19 protein-coding genes are annotated in these 17713 nt (G+C 65.2%); 13 read left to right on the forward strand and 6 right to left on the reverse strand.

The window, feature by feature from the left end:
- Positions 1–136: 136 nt before the first annotated feature.
- Positions 137–910, reverse strand: coding sequence for a polysaccharide deacetylase family protein (locus AC1RQP_RS32400; protein WP_492941161.1), 774 nt, complete (start codon positions 908–910; stop codon positions 137–139).
- Positions 911–1026: 116 nt separating this feature from the next.
- Here AC1RQP_RS32400 and mgtE point away from each other — a divergent pair, with 116 nt between their 5' ends.
- The 4 genes from mgtE to AC1RQP_RS32420 all read left to right on the forward strand — a co-directional run bounded on the left by mgtE (position 1027) and on the right by AC1RQP_RS32420 (position 4931).
- Positions 1027–2448: a magnesium transporter gene (mgtE, locus tag AC1RQP_RS32405; RefSeq protein WP_492941035.1), complete on the forward strand. Its 1422-nt coding sequence runs from the start codon at positions 1027–1029 to the stop codon at positions 2446–2448.
- Positions 2449–2706: 258 nt separating this feature from the next.
- The gene (locus tag AC1RQP_RS32410; RefSeq protein ID WP_061877258.1) at positions 2707–3003 is read left to right on the forward strand and encodes a helix-turn-helix domain-containing protein; all 297 of its coding nucleotides are present in this window, start codon (positions 2707–2709) and stop codon (positions 3001–3003) included.
- A gap of 121 nt (positions 3004–3124) precedes the next feature.
- Complete coding sequence (locus AC1RQP_RS32415; protein ID WP_061877259.1) at positions 3125–3943, forward strand: aldo/keto reductase; 819 nt, start codon at positions 3125–3127, stop codon at positions 3941–3943.
- A 49-nt stretch (positions 3944–3992) separates the two neighbouring features.
- Positions 3993–4931: a hypothetical protein gene (locus AC1RQP_RS32420; protein ID WP_492941038.1), complete on the forward strand. Its 939-nt coding sequence runs from the start codon at positions 3993–3995 to the stop codon at positions 4929–4931.
- Positions 4932–5217: 286 nt separating this feature from the next.
- On the opposite strand, the gene AC1RQP_RS32425 is transcribed toward AC1RQP_RS32420, so the two are convergent.
- Complete coding sequence (locus tag AC1RQP_RS32425; protein WP_492941040.1) at positions 5218–5934, reverse strand: DUF599 domain-containing protein; 717 nt, start codon at positions 5932–5934, stop codon at positions 5218–5220.
- A gap of 124 nt (positions 5935–6058) precedes the next feature.
- On the opposite strand from AC1RQP_RS32425, the gene AC1RQP_RS32430 reads away from it, so the two are divergent.
- From AC1RQP_RS32430 to AC1RQP_RS32445, 4 genes are all read left to right on the forward strand, one after another.
- Complete coding sequence (locus AC1RQP_RS32430) at positions 6059–6721, forward strand: glutathione S-transferase family protein (RefSeq protein ID WP_271529486.1); 663 nt, start codon at positions 6059–6061, stop codon at positions 6719–6721.
- A 305-nt stretch (positions 6722–7026) separates the two neighbouring features.
- Positions 7027–7230 carry a hypothetical protein gene (locus tag AC1RQP_RS32435; RefSeq protein ID WP_085966667.1) on the forward strand — a complete coding sequence of 68 codons (204 nt, stop codon included), beginning with the start codon at positions 7027–7029 and terminating at the stop codon, positions 7228–7230.
- A 153-nt stretch (positions 7231–7383) separates the two neighbouring features.
- A complete protein-coding gene (locus AC1RQP_RS32440; RefSeq protein ID WP_492941042.1) occupies positions 7384–8370 on the forward strand; it encodes a hypothetical protein in 987 nt (328 codons plus the stop codon).
- A gap of 42 nt (positions 8371–8412) precedes the next feature.
- Positions 8413–8853, forward strand: a complete 441-nt coding sequence (locus AC1RQP_RS32445; protein ID WP_492941044.1) for a DUF1489 family protein — start codon at positions 8413–8415, stop codon at positions 8851–8853.
- On the opposite strand, the gene panC is transcribed toward AC1RQP_RS32445, so the two are convergent.
- A complete protein-coding gene (gene panC, locus AC1RQP_RS32450) occupies positions 8850–9701 on the reverse strand; it encodes a pantoate--beta-alanine ligase (protein WP_239624057.1) in 852 nt (283 codons plus the stop codon). The two genes, AC1RQP_RS32445 and panC, sit on opposite strands and share 4 nt — an antisense overlap.
- 285 nt (positions 9702–9986) lie before the next feature.
- Between panC and AC1RQP_RS32455 the strand changes: the two genes are divergently transcribed.
- The 4 genes from AC1RQP_RS32455 to AC1RQP_RS32470 all read left to right on the forward strand — a co-directional run bounded on the left by AC1RQP_RS32455 (position 9987) and on the right by AC1RQP_RS32470 (position 13799).
- Complete coding sequence (locus AC1RQP_RS32455; RefSeq protein WP_239624056.1) at positions 9987–10910, forward strand: division plane positioning ATPase MipZ; 924 nt, start codon at positions 9987–9989, stop codon at positions 10908–10910.
- A gap of 345 nt (positions 10911–11255) precedes the next feature.
- Positions 11256–12116, forward strand: a complete 861-nt coding sequence (locus AC1RQP_RS32460) for an alpha/beta fold hydrolase (protein WP_131867935.1) — start codon at positions 11256–11258, stop codon at positions 12114–12116.
- Positions 12117–12250: 134 nt separating this feature from the next.
- Entirely contained in the window at positions 12251–13000 is a 750-nt protein-coding gene (locus tag AC1RQP_RS32465) for a VWA domain-containing protein (RefSeq protein ID WP_492941047.1), read from the forward strand.
- Positions 13001–13073: 73 nt separating this feature from the next.
- On the forward strand, positions 13074–13799 hold the full coding sequence (locus AC1RQP_RS32470; protein ID WP_239629804.1) for a DnaJ domain-containing protein: 726 nt from the start codon (positions 13074–13076) through the stop codon (positions 13797–13799).
- A 240-nt stretch (positions 13800–14039) separates the two neighbouring features.
- Here the strand turns inward: AC1RQP_RS32470 and AC1RQP_RS32475 are convergent, their stop codons facing one another.
- Positions 14040–15887 (reverse strand): D-alanyl-D-alanine carboxypeptidase, encoded by a 1848-nt coding sequence (locus tag AC1RQP_RS32475; RefSeq protein WP_492941049.1) that lies wholly within the window; start codon positions 15885–15887, stop codon positions 14040–14042.
- Positions 15888–16273: 386 nt separating this feature from the next.
- On the opposite strand from AC1RQP_RS32475, the gene AC1RQP_RS32480 reads away from it, so the two are divergent.
- Positions 16274–16612: a phasin family protein gene (locus AC1RQP_RS32480; protein ID WP_011087913.1), complete on the forward strand. Its 339-nt coding sequence runs from the start codon at positions 16274–16276 to the stop codon at positions 16610–16612.
- A 22-nt stretch (positions 16613–16634) separates the two neighbouring features.
- Here AC1RQP_RS32480 and AC1RQP_RS32485 read toward each other — a convergent pair whose 3' ends face one another.
- A complete protein-coding gene (locus AC1RQP_RS32485) occupies positions 16635–17102 on the reverse strand; it encodes a hypothetical protein (protein WP_492941051.1) in 468 nt (155 codons plus the stop codon).
- A gap of 127 nt (positions 17103–17229) precedes the next feature.
- Entirely contained in the window at positions 17230–17427 is a 198-nt protein-coding gene (locus AC1RQP_RS32490) for a TadE/TadG family type IV pilus assembly protein (RefSeq protein WP_492941053.1), read from the reverse strand.
- Positions 17428–17713 lie beyond the last annotated feature (286 nt).

Raw genomic sequence — 17713 nt, forward strand, 5'->3', positions numbered from 1 at the left:
TTGCCGCCTTAGTAGGTCGGAGACGCCCCGGAATGGTTCAGGTGCAATACCCCAACCATCTTTGCAGGAGGTAGCATGAACAGAGTGTTAATTGGGCCAGGATCACCCCATTTTGCGCTGGCGTGACATTCCGGCATCAATGCGCATCGGCGCTCTTCTGTGACGTACCCGCCGGTACGACGTGGACCACCCGATAGCCGTTCTCCCTCAGATACCGCAGAAAGGCCGGCATCATTGCGGCCGTGCGCACCTTGTTGTCGTGGAAGAGGATGATGCCCTTGCCGCTCGCCGCCAGGCGGTCGGTGACGAGTTTCAATTCCTGCTCCGGCGTGATCTCCTCCCAGTCGCTGGCCCATAGATCGGCCCCGAACACGACGATGCCGCGCGACTGGAGCAGGTCGAGCTGTGCTTGCGTCGACTCGAAATAGGGAAAGCGGAAGAACGGCGTCGAGGGTGTCGTGGTCGAGGTGCCGTGCAGCGCCATCTCGTCGGCAGCGATGCCGCGATCGATGTCGGCCTTCGACTTGTCGAACGGGATATGCGCCATGAACGGATGCGACCAGGTGTGGTGGCCGACGGTGTGGCCCTCGCGGGCGATGCGCTTGACCATGTCGGGATATTCGGCGGCGTGCTGGCCGATCAGGAAGAAGGTCGCGCGCACGCACTCCTGCGCCAGCGCCGCCAGCACCTTGGACGTCGTCGGCGGGAACGGGCCGTCGTCGAAAGTCAGCACGACCTCATGATCTGCCAGCGGCAGCGTCGCGGGAAAGCTCTTCAGGCCGACGCGCGGATACGTCTTCGCGTCAACGCTCAGGATGCGCGAGGTGCCGAGCGCATCCTTGCGCGGGCACTCGGCGGCATCGGCCGAGGCGATGCCGATGATGGCCGCGATGACCGCGCCCGCCGTCATAGATGTCCATTTCAGTCGAAGCATCTTTGTCATTGCGCTCAGAGTTGCCTTGTGGGTATTGCCTGAACCATCAGCTCAGACCACTGGTTCCAACCTGTCAACCGGCGAGGCGCGCCATGGATGAACATATGGACGTTGCCCCATCCGCCTCCGATTCGGTACTCGACCACGTGCCGATGCGCAATGAGAACGGCGAAATTCGTCATGAATTCGTCGAAGAAATTGCCCGGGCGATCGAGGCTGGCGACAGCGCTGCGCTGCGTGCCTGTGTCGCCGAGCTGCACGAGGCCGATCTCGGCGATCTGATCGGTGCCCTGGAGCCCGACGACCGCGTCCGCCTGGTCGAGCTGACAGGGCGCGATTTCGACTTCTCGGCCCTGAACGAGGTCGACGAGGCCGTCCGCGAGGAGATACTCGTGGAACTGCCGCCGGAGACGGTCGCCGAGGGCGTCCGCGAGCTCGAATCCGACGATGCGGTCGAGCTCCTGGAAACCCTCGACGAGGCCGAGCAGGAGGAGATCCTCGAAAAGCTGCCGCTCAAGGAGCGCGTCGCTCTCGAGCGCAGCCTGCTCTATCCGGAGAACTCCGCCGGCCGCCGGATGCAGACCGAGTTCATCGCCGTGCCCCAGGATTTCACCGTGGGCCAGGCGATCGACTACATGCGCGAGACGCCGGATCTGCCCGACCGCTTCTACGAGATCTACGTCGTCGACAAGGACCAGCACTGGCTGGGCGCGGTGCCGCTCGACGTGCTCCTGCGCACGCGCCGCCCGGTGGCGCTGACCGAGCTGACCGACGAAGACCGCCGCCGCGTCTCCGTCCTGGAGGACCAGGAAGAGGTGGCGCGCATGTTCGGCAAGTACAATCTCGTCGCCGCGCCCGTGCTCGACACCCAAGACCGCCTGGTCGGCGTCATCACCGTCGACGACGTTGTCGACGTCATCGAGGAGGAGGCGGACGAGGACCTCAAGGCGCTCGGCGGCGTCACCAGTGACGAAGAGCTGTCGGACACCTTCCTGACGATTGCGCGCGGCCGCTTCAACTGGCTGCTGGTGAATCTCGCCACCGCCTTTCTGGCGTCCTCCGTGCTCGGCCTGTTCGAGGGCCAGCTGGAACAGATGGTGGCGCTCGCGGTGCTGGCGCCGATCGTGGCGAGTCAGGGCGGCAATGCCGCGACCCAGACCATGACGGTGGCGGTGCGCGCGCTCGCCACCCGCGAGCTCGGCTCCTCCAACGCCTGGCGCGTGGTGCTGCGCGAGACGCTGGTCGGCCTCGTCAACGGGCTCGCCTTCGCCGTGATCACGGGCATTGCCGCGGTCGCCTGGTTCAAGATCCCGGGCCTCGGCATCGTCATCGGGCTCGCCATCATCTGCAACCTCGTCGCTGGCGCGCTCGGCGGCATCCTGATCCCGATGGCGCTGGATCGCGTCCGGGCCGACCCGGCGGTGGCGTCGGGCACCTTCGTGACCACCGTGACCGACGTGGTCGGCTTCTTCTCGTTCCTCGGCATCGCGACCCTCTGGTTCGGGCTGAAGTAGGAAAATTGCTGCGCGCTCTCGTGTCCCGGGCGCGCTGCGGCGCCAATAGCGCGTCGAAGACGCGCGTAAACGCGCTTATGGCGCTGCTGCCGCAGAACCGGGACCTGGAAAGCTGCACGGCACGGTGCCGCGACATGAGTCCCGGCTCTGCGGCACACCGCGAAGCTGCGCTGCGCCGCGTCCGGGGCACGGGACCTCGCATCTTTAATCCGAACTTAAGCGACCTGCCGCATCATCGCTGTGCTTGGGGGAATCGGCATGCGGTTGCGGCTGAAGGCGGACGGACGGATCGTCGAATTGCGGGATGGGCAGGAATTTCCGGTCCAGCCTGCGGCCAATGCCGCGCCGGGCGATACCGGCCCGCTCGCGGTGCGCGATCTGCGGCGTCGCGCCTGCCTGACCCAGATGGAGTTCGCCGCCAAGCTCGGCGTCCCCGTCGAGACCATCCGCAACTGGGAGCAGGGCAAGCGCGCTCCACGAGGGCCTGCCCGCGCGCTGCTCGCGGTGATCGCGCATGCGCCGGACACCGTGTTCCAGGCGCTCGCCAAGGTCTGACGCACACCTCTCGTTAGTCCTGCACCTGAATATTCGCCCCGATCGTTGACGCGTCCGTTGGCAGCATCACCGGCCGGGTCCATAGTAACATTTCGGGCTGCCGCAACAGAGAGGATTCCTCATGCTGTTCGTCGAGGCCAATGGCGCGAGAATCCCGGCGATCGGGCTCGGGACCTGGGAACTGAGCGGCAGGCCTGCCGCGCGCGTGGTCGAGCAGGCGCTGCGGCTCGGCTATCGTCACATCGACACCGCGCAGGTCTACGACAATGAGCGCGAGGTCGGCGACGGCTTGCGCGCCTCCGGCGTGCGCCGCGACGACGTCTTCCTCACCACCAAGGTCTGGACCAACCATTTCGCGCCCAACGATCTCGAACGCTCGGTCAAGGAGAGCCTCGCCCGGTTGCGGCTTCCCTGCGTCGATCTGTTGCTGCTGCACTGGCCCAATTCCCACGTGCCGCTGGCGGAGACGCTGGGCGCGCTGTCGCATGCCAGGCAGATGGGCCTGACCCGCCACATCGGCGTCTCCAATTTCACGGTGGCGCTGATCGAGCAGGCGGTCGCGCTGTCGGCCGAGCCGCTCGTCTGCAACCAGGTCGAATATCACCCCTATCTCGACCAGGCGAAGGTGAGGGCGGCCTGCGACCAGCACGGCCTCGCGCTGGTCGCCTACAGTCCGATTGCGAGGGGCCGCATCAAGTCCGATCAGACGCTTGCCGAAATCGGGCGCGCCCACGGCAAGACGCCGGCGCAGGTCTGCCTGCGCTGGCTGGTGCAGCAGAATGTCGCTGCGATCCCGCGCACCTCGCGCGTCGAGCGCCTGTCGGAAAACATCGACATCTTCGATTTCGAGCTATCGGAAGACGAGATGAGCCGGGTCGCCGGGCTCGCCAATCCCAGGGGACGCCTGACCGATTTCGGCTTCGCGCCGAAATGGGATTGAGGGGGACTTCCGTTATGCTAGGACCGCGGCAGCAACCGAAGATCGGTCGATGGAACTGCGGAAGATCATACGGACGGACATTGCGGCGTCGGCGATCGCGCATCTGACGCTGGTGGGGCTGATCATCCTGATCAGCGAAGTCCATCCGTTCCACGCCGCGCCCCCCGAGACCGTGATGGTGGACATCGTCACGCCGGAGCAGGTGAAGCAGGAAGAGGCCAAAGCGGACGAGAAGGCCGAGGAGAAGTCCAAGGACGAGGCGAAGGAGAAGCCGCCGGAGCCGCTCCCCGATCTGAAGCTGCCGAAGCTGGATGTCACCGACAAGGCCGACGCAGCGCCGAAGCCCGCGGCCAAGCAGGAGGCTGCTGCACCATCGCCATCCCCGCAGGCCTCGCCCGAGGCAAAACAGAACCAGCCGCCATCCTCACAGCCGCAGAAGCAGCAGGAGGCCAATGCGCAACCGCAGCCTCAGCAGTCGCCGCCTCAGCAGTTGCCGTCGCAACCGCCAGCTCAGACAATGCAGCAGCCGCAGGCGGCGCCGCCGCCGGCCTATCTGCCTCCGGAGCCGGACGTCACCGTCAAATACGGCGTCATGCTGGGCCTTCCGCCTGAACTGCCGACGGAGCTGCTGAAAGATGTCCCCAAGGACGATGGCGGCGACGCCAAGGATTCGATCGCCGCGAAGCTTCCGCCCGAGGTCATCGCCGCGCTTCGCCGCCACCTGAGAAGTTGCGCCAAGCTGCCGGCGGGGGTCGCGCCGACCGACAACGTCCAGGTCAAGCTGCGCACGGTGTTCGCCACCGACGGCACGCTGGCACGCGAGCCGATCCTGCTCGAAGCCCCGCCGTCCGTGAAGGGCGTGGCTATCGTCAAGTCCGCAATGAGCGCGCTCCAGAACTGCCAGCCCTACAAGATGCTGCCGGCCGACAAGTACGAGGAATGGAAGGTGCTGGACTTGCCGTTCAGCCCGCGGGATTTCGGTGGGTAGCGTGGAGCCGGATTCTGCTGTGTCGCCCTCGGTCAATCCGCTCGCACGAAGGCGGAAGCAAACCAGAATCCCTCCGTGGTGACAGTCTGGATTGCTTCGTCGCAAGAGCTCCTCGCAATGACGAGGAGGAGAGAGCCTGCGCCAAACTCCACTCTCGTGCCCCGGACGCAGCGCAGCGTCCCTTCGACGGTGCGCTGCAGAGCCGGGGCCCATATCGCTGTGTCGTACTGTGGCCCCGGGTCCCGGCGCAACGCTTGCGCGTTGCAGCTCGTGCCGGACACGCGCCTCAATCACCGCGCTTCCGCATCTCCTCACCATCCACCATTTCCGGCGCCATCGCGGCCCACGCACTGGACGCGAACTGCCGCCGCCAGGTGACGACCACCACGGCGGCTGTGGTCACGAACAGCACCCAGGGGCTGACGAACCAGCCGAGATAGCCGAGCGCGAAGAAGAAAGCGCGCTGGCCGCGGTTGAAATGGCGGCCGGCGGATTCGAACAGGCGGGAGGTGCGAATGACATGGGCTTCGGCCTCCGGCGTGTCGCGCCGGTCGGCCGGCGGCATGCCGCCGAACAGGATCGCGACGTAGTTGAACAGGCGATAGGCCCAGGCGAACTTGAAGAAGGCATAGACGCAGATCAGCACGAGGCCGACGCATTTCAGCTCCCACATCGCGGGCGACGTGCTGAGGTCGACCGGCAGCTTGCTCAGAATCGTGATGGCGTCGTTGGTGGCGTGCAGCAGCGCCAGCGCGCCGCCGAGCGCGAAAAGGCTGGTGGAGGCGAAGAAGGCGGTGCCGCTCTGCAGCGAGGCCATGATCTGCATGTCGACCATGCGCGTCTCGCGGTGGAGCATGCGGCGCACCCAGACCTCGCGATAGCGGTTCATGCGCGCCGACAGGCTGTCGCGGCCATAGGCCGAGTGCTCGAGCGTCAGGGCATAGACCAGCCATTCGATGATGAAGAAGCCGACGGCGGTGATGTCGACCCAATGCCTGCTCATGTCTGTCTCCTGGCAAGGACCGCAACGATTGCCACGCATGACGGGGCGCAGCAACGATTGATTGGCGGCAGGCGATGGCGCTAAAAGCAGCTTGCTTCAAGGCGTATCGAGAAGGACTGGTGATATGGCTGCGCTGAAACTCGCGATCGGCAACAAGAACTACTCGTCATGGTCGATGCGGCCCTGGCTCGCGCTCCGCGCCAACGACATTCCGTTCGTGGAGACGCTCATCCCGCTCTACACCGACAATCCCGCCGACAAGGAGCAGATCCTGTCCTTCAGCCGCGCCGGCAAGGTGCCGGTGCTGGTCGATGGCGACATCACGGTGTGGGATTCGCTTGCCATCATCGAGTACATCGCCGAGCGCTATCCGGAAGTGAAGCTGTGGCCCGACGATGTCGCTGCGCGTGCGCATGCCCGCTCTGTGTGCGCCGAGATGCATTCCGGCTTCATGGCCTTGCGCAACGAATGCGGCATGAACCTGCATCGGCCGATCCGCCCCGTGGCGTTGTCGGCGGACGCCAAGGCCAACATCGCGCGCATCGAGGCGATCTGGCGCGAGTGCCGCACCCGCTATGGCGCGAACGGACCGTTCCTGTTCGGCCGCTTCGGCGCGGCGGACGCCATGTATGCCCCGGTCGTGCACCGCTTTCGCACCTATGCGATCGAGGTGGCGCCGGACACCAAGGCCTACATGGAGACGATGATGGCACTGCCGGCGTTCCAGGAATGGACGCGCGACGGGCTTGCCGAAACGCTCGTCATCGCGAAGTTCGAGGACGCCTGACCGCAGGCTTGACGGGGGCGGCCGACCGCCCGCCGGCCGGCCGCCTCAGGCCGGCAATGAGCTAGGGGGCGGTGGATCGGGGGGCTGCGACACCGACCTGCGACATGCCGGCGGAACGAGCAGCTCCGCTGGTATCATCGGCCCGCCATTTGTCCCGTTATCATTCTGAAATGACTGAAAAATTTGAGTGCTTGCCATGCTGCCATGGCGCTGGCCAAAACGGCGAGTCGCGTGCTATATAACAGCCCGGGTTTCCGGCCGGCCATCGCAGTGGGACACTGGGCGAGGTAGGCGCTGTTTGAGTAATGGAGAGGGTGTTGAAGCACAAATTTCCCGTGGGATCGCGCGTCCTGTTCACGGCAAGCAACGTCGCGCGTCCCGCTGCCAGCGGCTCGTACGAAGTCATCCGTCTGCTGCCGACCGACGGCGACGACTGCCAGTACCGGATCAAGAGCTCGACCGAAGCCTTCGAGCGCGTCGCCAAGGAAAGCCAGCTCGCGCTCTCCTGAAGCTGACCGCACCCGCGCATTGGTGCCATCAGGGATTTGTATCCTGCGCCGTCAAAAGGCCAGCTTCACGCTCACAAGGTGGGCCGGGGCAGTTGCCGACTCGCGGTGCTCGCTTGACCATTCGCTCTTTGCTCGCGTGAGGGGACGTCGCGCATGAACTGGGCATGGGCCACTTCGTTCGACCAAATCTGGCACTCGCCGGCCTTCCCGATGTGGATGACGCTGGCGGCCGCCGGATTCTTCGGATTGATCCTCCTGCTCACGCTGCACCGCGCCGACAGATCCGTCGCCAACGGTGCGCTGACCGTCATTACGCTGCTATCCATCGTGATTGCAGGGGCAGCCACCGTGCGCGCCTATGGACCGGACGGACAGGCGGCCCCGGCCGAAGCGCGCGCGCAGGCCGCGGTTGCCGCGAGCCTGCCGGCACTGTCCTGTCTCGACGATCTCGCCGGCGATGCCGTCGCCGCTGGCTGCGAGAAGGCGCTGTTCGGCGCGCCTGACGCCGCGGCCGCCGCCGTGTCCTACACGGCCGCCAGGATCGACCGGCTGACCGCGCTCGGCGACGCCGCCACGGCCGAGAGGAGCCTGACACTCGAGATGAAGGTGCTGCGCAAGTCGCTTGAGCGTGATCGCTACGGCCTTGTCGCGCATGTGCTGATCGTGCGCGACGGCTGCACGCAGTTCGATTGCGCCGCGTTCCGCTCGCTGACCGACCAGCAGCAGGTCGCCGCCAACATGGGCTCCCATCTCTACGACACGCTGGTCTCGCGCTACGCGCCGACCTGGAATACGCCCGCAACAGCGCTGGCGATGCCGGCCACCGCAGCGCTTGCCGGGCTGCCGCCGTCGATGCCGACGGGCAAGCCGACCAATGCGGAGTTCCCGAGCGCTGCGTCGACACCGCCGGTGAGCATCATGAGTGCGGAGCCGTCCACGGCAACGCGCCAGGCCGCGCCTGCAGCCAACGCAGCGCCGCCAGCGCCGCGCGCGCCGGCTGCTGCAACCTCGGCGCAGGCAGCGGCACCCGCCGCCAAGAAACCGCCGGCGCCGAAGGCCGCGCGTGCGCCGGCTGCCGCCCCGGTTCCTCTCGCGCCACCGGCCTCGGCGCCGGCTCCGGCGGCTGCGGATAACGAGTAGATCGGCATTCCCAATGCGTGGCTGCCCGGCTAATGCTTGGGCATGCCACTCCATCTGATCAAGCTTGCCGTCGGCTGCGACTCCGTCAAGGAATTGAAGGAGTGGGTGGCCGAACGGATGCAGACCGCCAAGAAGAAGGGTTTGCCGCAACGTCACGTCCATATCACCCGCATGGTGCCCAAGCGCGACGCCGAGATCCTCGCCGGCGGTTCGCTCTATTGGGTGATCAAGGGCGAGATCGCCGCGCGGGAAAAGATCATCGGCATCGAGCCGTTCCGCGACAAGGACGGCATCGGGCGCTGCCGGATCGTGATGCAGCCGAAGGTGATCTCGGTCTCGCCGCGGCCGATGCGCCCGTTCCAGGGCTGGCGCTATCTCACCGACGATTCCGTTCCGGCCGATCTCGGCAAGTCCGCAGCCGGCTCGATCGCGGCGATGCCGGAGCCGATGCGGCGCGAGCTGCGTGATCTCGGGCTGCTCTAAACCGCGATATTGTCGATCAGCCGGGTGGTGCCGAGCTTGGCTGCGACCAGGATCCGCAGGGGGCCGTCCTTGCGCGAGGTGACCGGCGCCAGCGTCTCGGCGTGGCGGACCTCGTAATAGTCGAGCACCAGGCCGGCGGCCTTGATCATTTCGGCGCCGCCCGCCATCGCCGGCGCGATCGAATCGCCGGCCCGGATGCGCCCGGCGCTCTCCTTCATGGCGCGGTAGAGGACGGTGGCGGTCTGCCGCTCCTCGGGCGAGAGGTAGACGTTGCGCGAGGACATCGCGAGCCCGTCGCGCTCGCGCACGGTGCGGGAGCCGAGGACCTTGACGCCGAGGTCGAGGTCGCGCGCCATCTGCGTCACCACCCGCAGCTGCTGAAAATCCTTTTCGCCGAAGATCGCAAAGTCCGGCCGGCACTGCGTGAACAGCTTGCCGACGACGGTGGCGACGCCGCCGAAGAAGTGCGGGCGGAAGCGGTCCTCGAGGCCGGCGAGCGCCGGCCCTTCCGGCACGATGCGGGTGGCAAAGCCCTCCGGATACATGGCCTCGACGCCCGGGTGCCAGACGATATCGACGTCCTCGGCCGCGAGCTTGGCGATGTCGGCCTTCCAGGTGCGCGGATAGGCGCCAAAATCCTCCGTCGGGGCGAACTGAGTCGGGTTGACGAAGATCGACACCACGACGCGGCTGGCGCGCCGCTTGGCGAGGCGAACCAGGGACACATGCCCGTCATGGAGGGCCCCCATGGTCGGGACCAGCGCGATCGTGGCTTTTCGCTTGCGGAGATTGTCGACGGCGCGTCGCAGGGCGGGGACCGTGCGGGCGATCAATGGGCTTGCTGACATCAGGACTCGACGGATTGGGAAACGGCGCGGGTGCGGGCGTCGTGCCCGACCGGCTAACCTTAACAAGCGGCGATCGTGGACGCCATGCATCCGGATGCGGCACAGCATCCCGCGCAAGGTGGCGCAGGACGTCGCGACATTGCAGACCGGATCAACAGACGAAAGACGGCGCCGCGATTCACGATGAAGCAGGGCGCGCTGCGATTTGCATGATCTGTCACGCATTTCACTTGACCACAGACGCGGCCAACTCGAAGATATTCGCGAGCGGCGTTGAGGATCATCATGCTTGTGCAGGCTAGCCAAGGCCGATCGGGCTCGGCGCATGTGGTCGTGCTCGGCAACGAGAAGGGCGGCTCCGGCAAATCGACCACCGCCTTGCACATCGCCGTTGCGCTCCTCAAGGCTGGCCAGCGCGTCGCCACGATCGATCTCGACTGCCGCCAGCAGAGCTTCACCCGCTACATCGACAATCGCGCCGCCTGGGCCCGCCGCACCAAGCTCGATCTCGAACTGCCGCTGCATCGGTGCATCAAGCTCGGCGAGACCATGCAGATCGCTGAAAACGAGCATTCCGAGTTCCAGCAGTTCATGGAAGCGGTCTCGGTGGTCGAGAGCAGCTTCGACTTCATCGTCATCGATACGCCCGGCACCGACAGCTATCTCATGCGGCTCGCCCATTCGATGGCCGACACCCTGGTGACGCCGCTCAACGACAGCTTCCTGGATTTCGACGTGCTCGGTACCGTCGATCCCGCCAACTACGCGGTGACGGGTGAGAGCCACTATGCCGAGATGGTGCGAGACGTCAGGCGCAAGCGCCGCCAGCTCGACGGCGCAACCACCGACTGGATCGTCGTGCGCAACCGCCTGTCGATGCTCGGCTCCCGCAACAAGCAGCTCGTCGCCGAGGGCCTGAAGGATTTGTCGCTGCGGCTCGGCTTCCGTTACGTCGACGGCTTCGCCGAACGCGTCGTCTACCGCGAATTCTTTCCGCGTGGTCTGACCGCCCTCGACGAGATCGACGAGGCCACGCTCGGCATGCGGCCCAATCTCGGCCATCTTACCGCGCGGGAGGAGGTAACGAGCCTGCTCCGCCAGCTCAAGCTGCCGCTCGACGAGCGCGGTCGGCGCCGCGCGGCCAACCGGGCCGAGTGGTTCAACCAGGTCGACAAGCCGCTCGAGGTCCACGACATCCTGGGCGTCTGAGGCGACGGCGGTAAGGTGCTACTCTCCATCGATCCAAGCAGCCGGTTCCTCCGGGAACCGTAGCTGCGCTCGACGCGTTTTCACTCCGTGTTGACCGCGAAATGAGCCCAATCAGGGCCGGTTGCACCGGATGGTGAGCTGCACCTGACGTAGTGGTATGAGAATGGGGTGCACAGAAAACGAGTGCGTCGCACAATGGAAGGGCTGCGATTTCACATTATTTAGCCTTCCTGTCACGCTGCTGTGACATATATTAGGGAATAGGCGACAAGGGGCCAAAGAGCTCCGGAAGAACACGATTTTCAACAGGGATTCAGGCCGCTAAGCCTGAGGCTGAGGACGAAAATGAAGCGTGGAATTGCCGTTCTGGTTTCGGTCAGTGCCCTCTGCGGCATCGCCTATTTCACGGCGAGCAAGTGGGCCATCAAGCACGAGACCATCACCTTCTACGACGCCTCGCGCGACAATCGTCCGGTGCCCGTCTACGTCGCGGTGCGCCGCGACAAGGAAATGCAGGCCAACGCCGGCATGATCACGCTGCCGGTCGCCGTTATCAATCACGGCAACACCGTCAAGAACACCGAGTACGGCTTCCTCGCCAACATCTTCGCTGCGCGCGGCTACATGGTCTTGAGCCCGCAGCATGACCTGCCGACCGATCCTCCGATGGTGACCAAGCCCGGCGAGCTCTATGTCGGCCGCCTGCCGCAGATCCTGCGCGGCGTCGCCAACATTCATCTCGCCATGCACGAGATGAAGAAGGTTCAGCCCAATGCCGACTACGACAAGGTGACGATGGTCGGCCACTCCATGGGCGGCGACATCACCATGTACTTCGCCAAGCAGTATCCGGATGAGGTCAAGAAGGTTGTCACCCTCGACAATCTGCGCGTGCCCTTCGTCACCGCCGGCAAGTTCAAGATCCTGTCGTTCCGCTCCCAGGATCCGCAATTCAAGACCGATGCAGGCGTGCTTCCGACCGACGAGGAGTGCGAGAAGGCGGGCATCCAGGTCGTGAAGACCGAATTCCAGCATAACGACATGCGCGACACCGGTCCGGATGTGGCGAAGAACTCGATCCAGAGCATGCTCGACAAGTTCCTGAGCACGACCGACAGCCAAGTGGCGCCGGTCGACACGCAATCGTCCCCGCCCAAGATCCTTGAGCCTGGTCCGGTCGCTCTGATGGCACCGGCCAAAGGTTGACCTACAAGAGCTGACGTCACCGCTCGACTGCATCGATCGTCAAAGCCTCCGCCGGCCTTCCCGCGGAGGCTTTGCACATTGACCGGACCGCATGCGCTGACCACATTAGTCGCTGACGCAAGGTGCAAGCAGCGATGTCGGGCGAACCCATCAAACCGCGCGGTCGCGATGCCGTCTCGGCGCAAGCAGACGGCGCACTGCCGCAAGCGGCGACCTCAGCCTCGGAAGACATCGCCGCCTTCGTCGCCAAGGCGCGGGCACTTTCGCCGCATTCACCGGGCGCGAGGGGGCGGCTGATCTTCGCGCTGGATGCAACGATGAGCCGGCAGCCGACCTGGGACCTGGCCTGCGCGCTCCAGGCCGACATGTTTCGCGAGACCGCAGCGCTCGGCAGTCTTGACATCCGGCTGGTCTACTATCGCGGCTTCAACGAGTGCCGTGCCACGGGCTGGATCTCCGACAGCGCCAAGCTGGCGGCGCTGATGAGCAAGATCGATTGCCGCGGCGGCGATACCCAGATCGGCAAGGTGCTGAGCGAGGCCCGGCGCGAAGCGGTGGCGTCCGGCGTGCGGGCCGTGGTCTTCGTCGGTGATGCCATGGAGGAAAAGGTCGACGAGCTCTACGCCAAGGCCGGTGAGCTCGGTATGCTCAAGGTGCCCGTGTTCGTGTTTCAGGAAGGCCGTGACGCCGTCGCCGAGCAGGCCTTCCGCCAGATCGCGCGCCTGACCGGTGGCGCCTGGTGCCGGTTCGATCCCGGCGCGGCGGCGCAGCTGCGCGAGCTGTTGCGGGCAGCTGCGGCCTATGCAGCCGGAGGACGCGAAGCGTTGCTGAAACTGGCGAAGACAGCGAGCGGCGCGGCGATTCTGATCGGCCAGATGAAGTAGCGATCGGGCTGGCGTGGCTCGCGGCGGCGGTGGATGCGATGCATTTTGCCGCGAGGGCGACTATATTCCGGTCATGACCCTGATTGCCGGCGCTGTCGCCGTTATCACGCTTTATCTGCTGCTTCAGATGTTCCGCGCGGCCAATCCGGCGGTGCTGGCGCGAACCATCAAGTTTGGGGGCGGCGTGCTGGCGCTGGCGGTCGCGGCCTTCACGGGTTTGCGGGGCGAGCTGGCGGTTGCGATCCCGCTCGGAATCTTCGGCGCGGGGCTGCTCGGCTGGACGCCACTGGCGAATGCCGGCTTCGGCAATATCGGCGGGCTGTTCGGTGGCGGTGCGGCGCCGGCGCAAGGGCAGGTTTCGCGCGTGCGCTCGCAATTCCTCGACATGCGGCTCGACCACGATTCCGGCCAGCTTACAGGCCAGATCGTCGCCGGACCTCACGCCGGGCGCAATCTCGGCGACTTCGATCTTGCCGGCCTGCTGGCGATGGTCCCGACGTTCGACGCCGAGAGCGTGGCCTTACTTGAAAGCTATCTGGACCGCCGGTTTCCCGCTTGGCGTCAGAACGCGCAGGGCGATGCGGCAGGGCGGCAGCGCCGCACGGCGGCGAGCGGCAAAATGACGGCGGAGGAAGCCTATCAGATCCTTGGCTTGCAGCCGGGAGCGGGGCGCGACGACATCAGCCGGGCCCACAAAGCCCTGATGAAGAAACTCCATCCCGACCAGGGGGGCTCGACGTATCTCGCTGCCCGGGTAAACGAGGCCAAGGATACTCTGCTTCGCACGCATAACGGCTAACTCCGGCACTACGCTACAAACGCCCGTACCGCGTGAGCTCCGTTCGCTCCGTCTGCCGTCGCCCCGATGCCCGCCATTGTCGGCGTGGTCGATCCCTTGAGTAAAGTTTTAACCGTAAATCCTTGACGAGAGGTTGTCGTCGAGCGGCCTTGTCAGGAATAGCCTCGGCATCACCGTACCCCTAAAACGAAAATGCCCGCGCAAGGGCGCGGGCATTTGGCTCGGAATGGAGAAGGGAGATCAGTTGCGCACGGTGATGCAGGAGATCTCGGCGCGCTTCAACGTGCGGCAGACGGCTTCGGCCTGGTCGCGCTCGAGCCCGGCGAAGCGGGCGCGGTAGAGCTTGCGATTGTCCTTGGCGACAACCGGCTCGGTGAACGGATCGGCCTTGCTGAGCAGGCCGCGGGCGGAGCTGCGGGCAGCGTCGATGCGCTGCTGGGCTTCGTGCTCGCTCTCGAGCGCGCCGACCTGGACGATCCAGCCGCTGTGAGCGACGGCCGGCCTGGTGGTGGCGCTCATCTGGATCGGCTGCGGCGCCGGGTCGGCGGACGCGAGCTTCGGACCGGCGGGGGCGGGCGCAGCGGCGGTTGCCGCCGGCAGCACCCCGAGGATGCCGTTGCCAGTACCGAAGCCCGCCGGCTGCCGCGGCAGTTCGGTGCGGGCAATCTCGGCCTTCGGTGCTTCCGGCTGGCTGACCGCCTCGGGCTTGTTGATGAGATCCGCCCGGGCGACGACGGCGCCGGAGGTTTCCGCGACGTCGGAACGGGGCGGGATGGTGCTGGTGACCGGCGGGGCGACCTGGGTCGGGGCGGCGGAGGCGACCTTCACGGCGCCGGCCTTGACCTGAACCGTCTTGACCCGAACCGGCTTCATCGGCTCGGACGAGCCGGGGATGATGGAGAGCGGCTGGCTTGAAATCACGCCATTGGTGAGCGGCGCAGGCTCGACCTTGGATTCAGTCGGCCGAACTTCAGGCTTGCTGGCTTCAGATCTGGCGTGAGCGGGCGGCATCGCGGCGGCCGCAGCGGCCAGCGTCGACAGCCGCGAGGCGAGACGCGACGGGGCGGCTTCAGGAGCAGGGCCGGTGGCCTGAACCTGCGGTGCGGAGCGTGCCGGAGCATCCGAGGCATCGGCGACGTCGGTATTGGCTTCGGCGCCGTTGCGCTCCGTGACCGCGGCGACCGTGTGGACAGTCGCGCCCTTGTCGAGATTCTCCGCGAGCAGGCTGCGCATGATGGCGTCGCGCGAGCCGCCGCTGCGGCCGCCCAGCACCACGCCGATCAGGTGGCGGTTGCCGCGGCGGATCGAGGTGACGAGGTTGAAGCCGGAGGCGCGAGTGTAACCGGTCTTGATGCCGTCCACGCCCTCGACGCTGCCGAGCAGGTGGTTGTGGTTGCGGATCGACTGTCCCCGCCAATTGAAGGTCGAGGTCGCGAAATAGCGATAGTAGCGCGGGAAACGCTCCTGGATGGCGCGACCGAGCGTCGCCTGGTCGCGCGCGGTGGTGACCTGCTCGTCGTTGGGAAGGCCATTGGCGTTGCGGTAGACCGTCCTGGACATGCCGAGCGAACGCGCCTTGCGCGTCATCATCTGGGCGAAGTCGTCCTCGTCGCCGGCGATCGCTTCCGCGATCACTACGGCAGCGTCGTTGGCCGAGCGGGTGACGAGGCCCTTGATCGCGTCCTCGACGCGAATGGTCTGGCCGGCACGCAGGTTCAGCTTGGTCGGATCCTGATTGGCGGCGTGCTGGGACACCGGCATCTCGGTATCGAGCTTCATCTTGCCGGACTCGAGGCGCTCGAACAGCAGATAGAGCGTCATGATCTTGGTCAGCGACGCCGGATGGCGGATCCCGTCAGGGCTTGTTGCCTGGAGCACCGCGCCGGAATTGCCGTCGACGATGATGGACGCGAATTTCGAGCTCGAGCTCTCGGACACATCACGCTGGACGCGGTGATGCACATGGTGGCGGCGATGGCGACGCGCCTCCGCTGCATCGGTGGTGAAGATGACCGCGATGGTGACCGTAAGCAGCCCCAAAACGCCAACCCGCGCCAAGCGCGAGGAAGACAAGTTGTTACGAAGCATGGAACCCCGTCCCCGTTTCTGACTTGATCACCGGCCCGTGGGGCGAAATTGTGCCCAATGGCCCCGGGATCATTACCTGCTCAGGCTGTCCCTCCGCTGGTGTTCGCCGCGGGGGACGTTGGACCCGAGCCGCTGTTCTGGCTAAGGTGATGTTCTCAAACGGCTTTGGCCGCCTGCGGAAGTGAACACGTCCAGGGAATCAGGGTAGGGGGCCGCGGTTTCCAAAAGCTTAAGGAACCCTTGCGGGAAACCCCGGGAATTTCCGCGATTTGCGTCGAATTTTGTGCGACGCACAAGATTCTTGACATTTTTGTGCGTTGCACTATTTTTGGGCGAAGTCAGGGAGCCGGGGCTTCCCGACGCGAGCCAGGGAAAAGGATTCCGACATGTTCAAGGTTGAAGACTTTCAGAGCTACGGGAAAGAGCAGTTCGAGCAGTGCGTTGCTTCCGCGACCTCGGTGCAGCACGGCCTCCAGGCGATCGCCAGCGCTTATGGCGACTACACGAAGAAGTCGTTCGAAGACACCAAGTCCTTCGTCGAGAAGCTGTCCGGTGTGAAGTCGCTGGACAAGGCGATGGAAGCGCAGACCGATTTTGCCCGTTCCGCCTACGAGACCTTCGTTGCGGAATCGCAGAAGATCGCCGGCCTCTACAGCGACCTCGCCAAGCAGGCGTTCAAGCCGGTCGAGACCATCGTGTCGAAGTTCACCCCGGCCGCGAACTGACCCGCTCAACACGCTCCTGGAATCAAGAGCCCGGCCAGATTTGGCCGGGCTTTTCGTTTGCGGGTGCGGACTTGAATTGAATCACTTCGCGACGCGCAGCTTGGAAATCTGCGTCAAGGTGTTCTTGAACGCGTCCGATGTCCGAGAGGCGTCCTGACCATTTGGAAGTTCCCACTGGTCGCGCAATCTGCAGCGCTTGAGATCTTGCGTCCGCATTGTTGATGTTGACTTGGATCGTGAAGATCGTGACCGATCCGGCCACGACCGAGTTGAAGGCGCTGGATTTGTCGTTCGCGGGAATAGGGGCGCGGCCTCCCATCCGATTCAATTGATCGAGGCACTGACATTGGTGGTGCCGACGTTGGCGTCCTTCGAGAACGGGATGATCGAAATGCAAACCTCGCCCGACTGCCTGTGATAGTTGGGCAAGGTGCCCATCATGTCCTTTGGCCGCGGCTTGCATGGCCGTCATTTTGCCGGTCTGAACCATCGATCCTGTTATCCAGAAACATCGCCACCCGCCTGCGGGTATTTCCCCATGCCGCAGTAGAACTCGCGATGTGTGGATGTCCGCCATCGACATCGTGCCGGCGCGACCAGTGTAGAGGCCCAGTAAACTAGGATTTTGCCTCGGACTCGATCTCGGATTCCGAGAGGATGCCGTTGATCAGATCTTTGGAAACCATCAACGCCGCCGAATCGAGCGCGACCTGCAGCGAGGTACGTGCTTGCACTGCGCGGCTATACTCCACCGCGGCACCGATGAAAGCCAGCACAGGCACCAGCGCGATGGCGGCCTTGCTCGGCCGCTGCAAAGCGGGCGAGTTGTCGACCAGGGCGGCTGAGGAGGGCAGGCGAGACTTGGCTGTCCGCGAAATCCGTATTCTGCCCGATTTCGCGGCACGCCATTGAACGACAGGTGGTTTGGACCGTAGAAGCCCGGAGCCATCCGCGAAAAACCGTCGCAGGCGGGTTAACTGCCGGGTTCCTGGTCAACATGTTCTAAACAGGCCGGGCGGAAATTTTTGTCAAATCGGCCCGGATTGATTAACCTGACGAGGATCGCCCGGACCGGGAATCGGGACTGCCACGGCCGCATCG

Source organism: Bradyrhizobium sp. GW821-FHT13H06 (assembly GCF_058803975.1).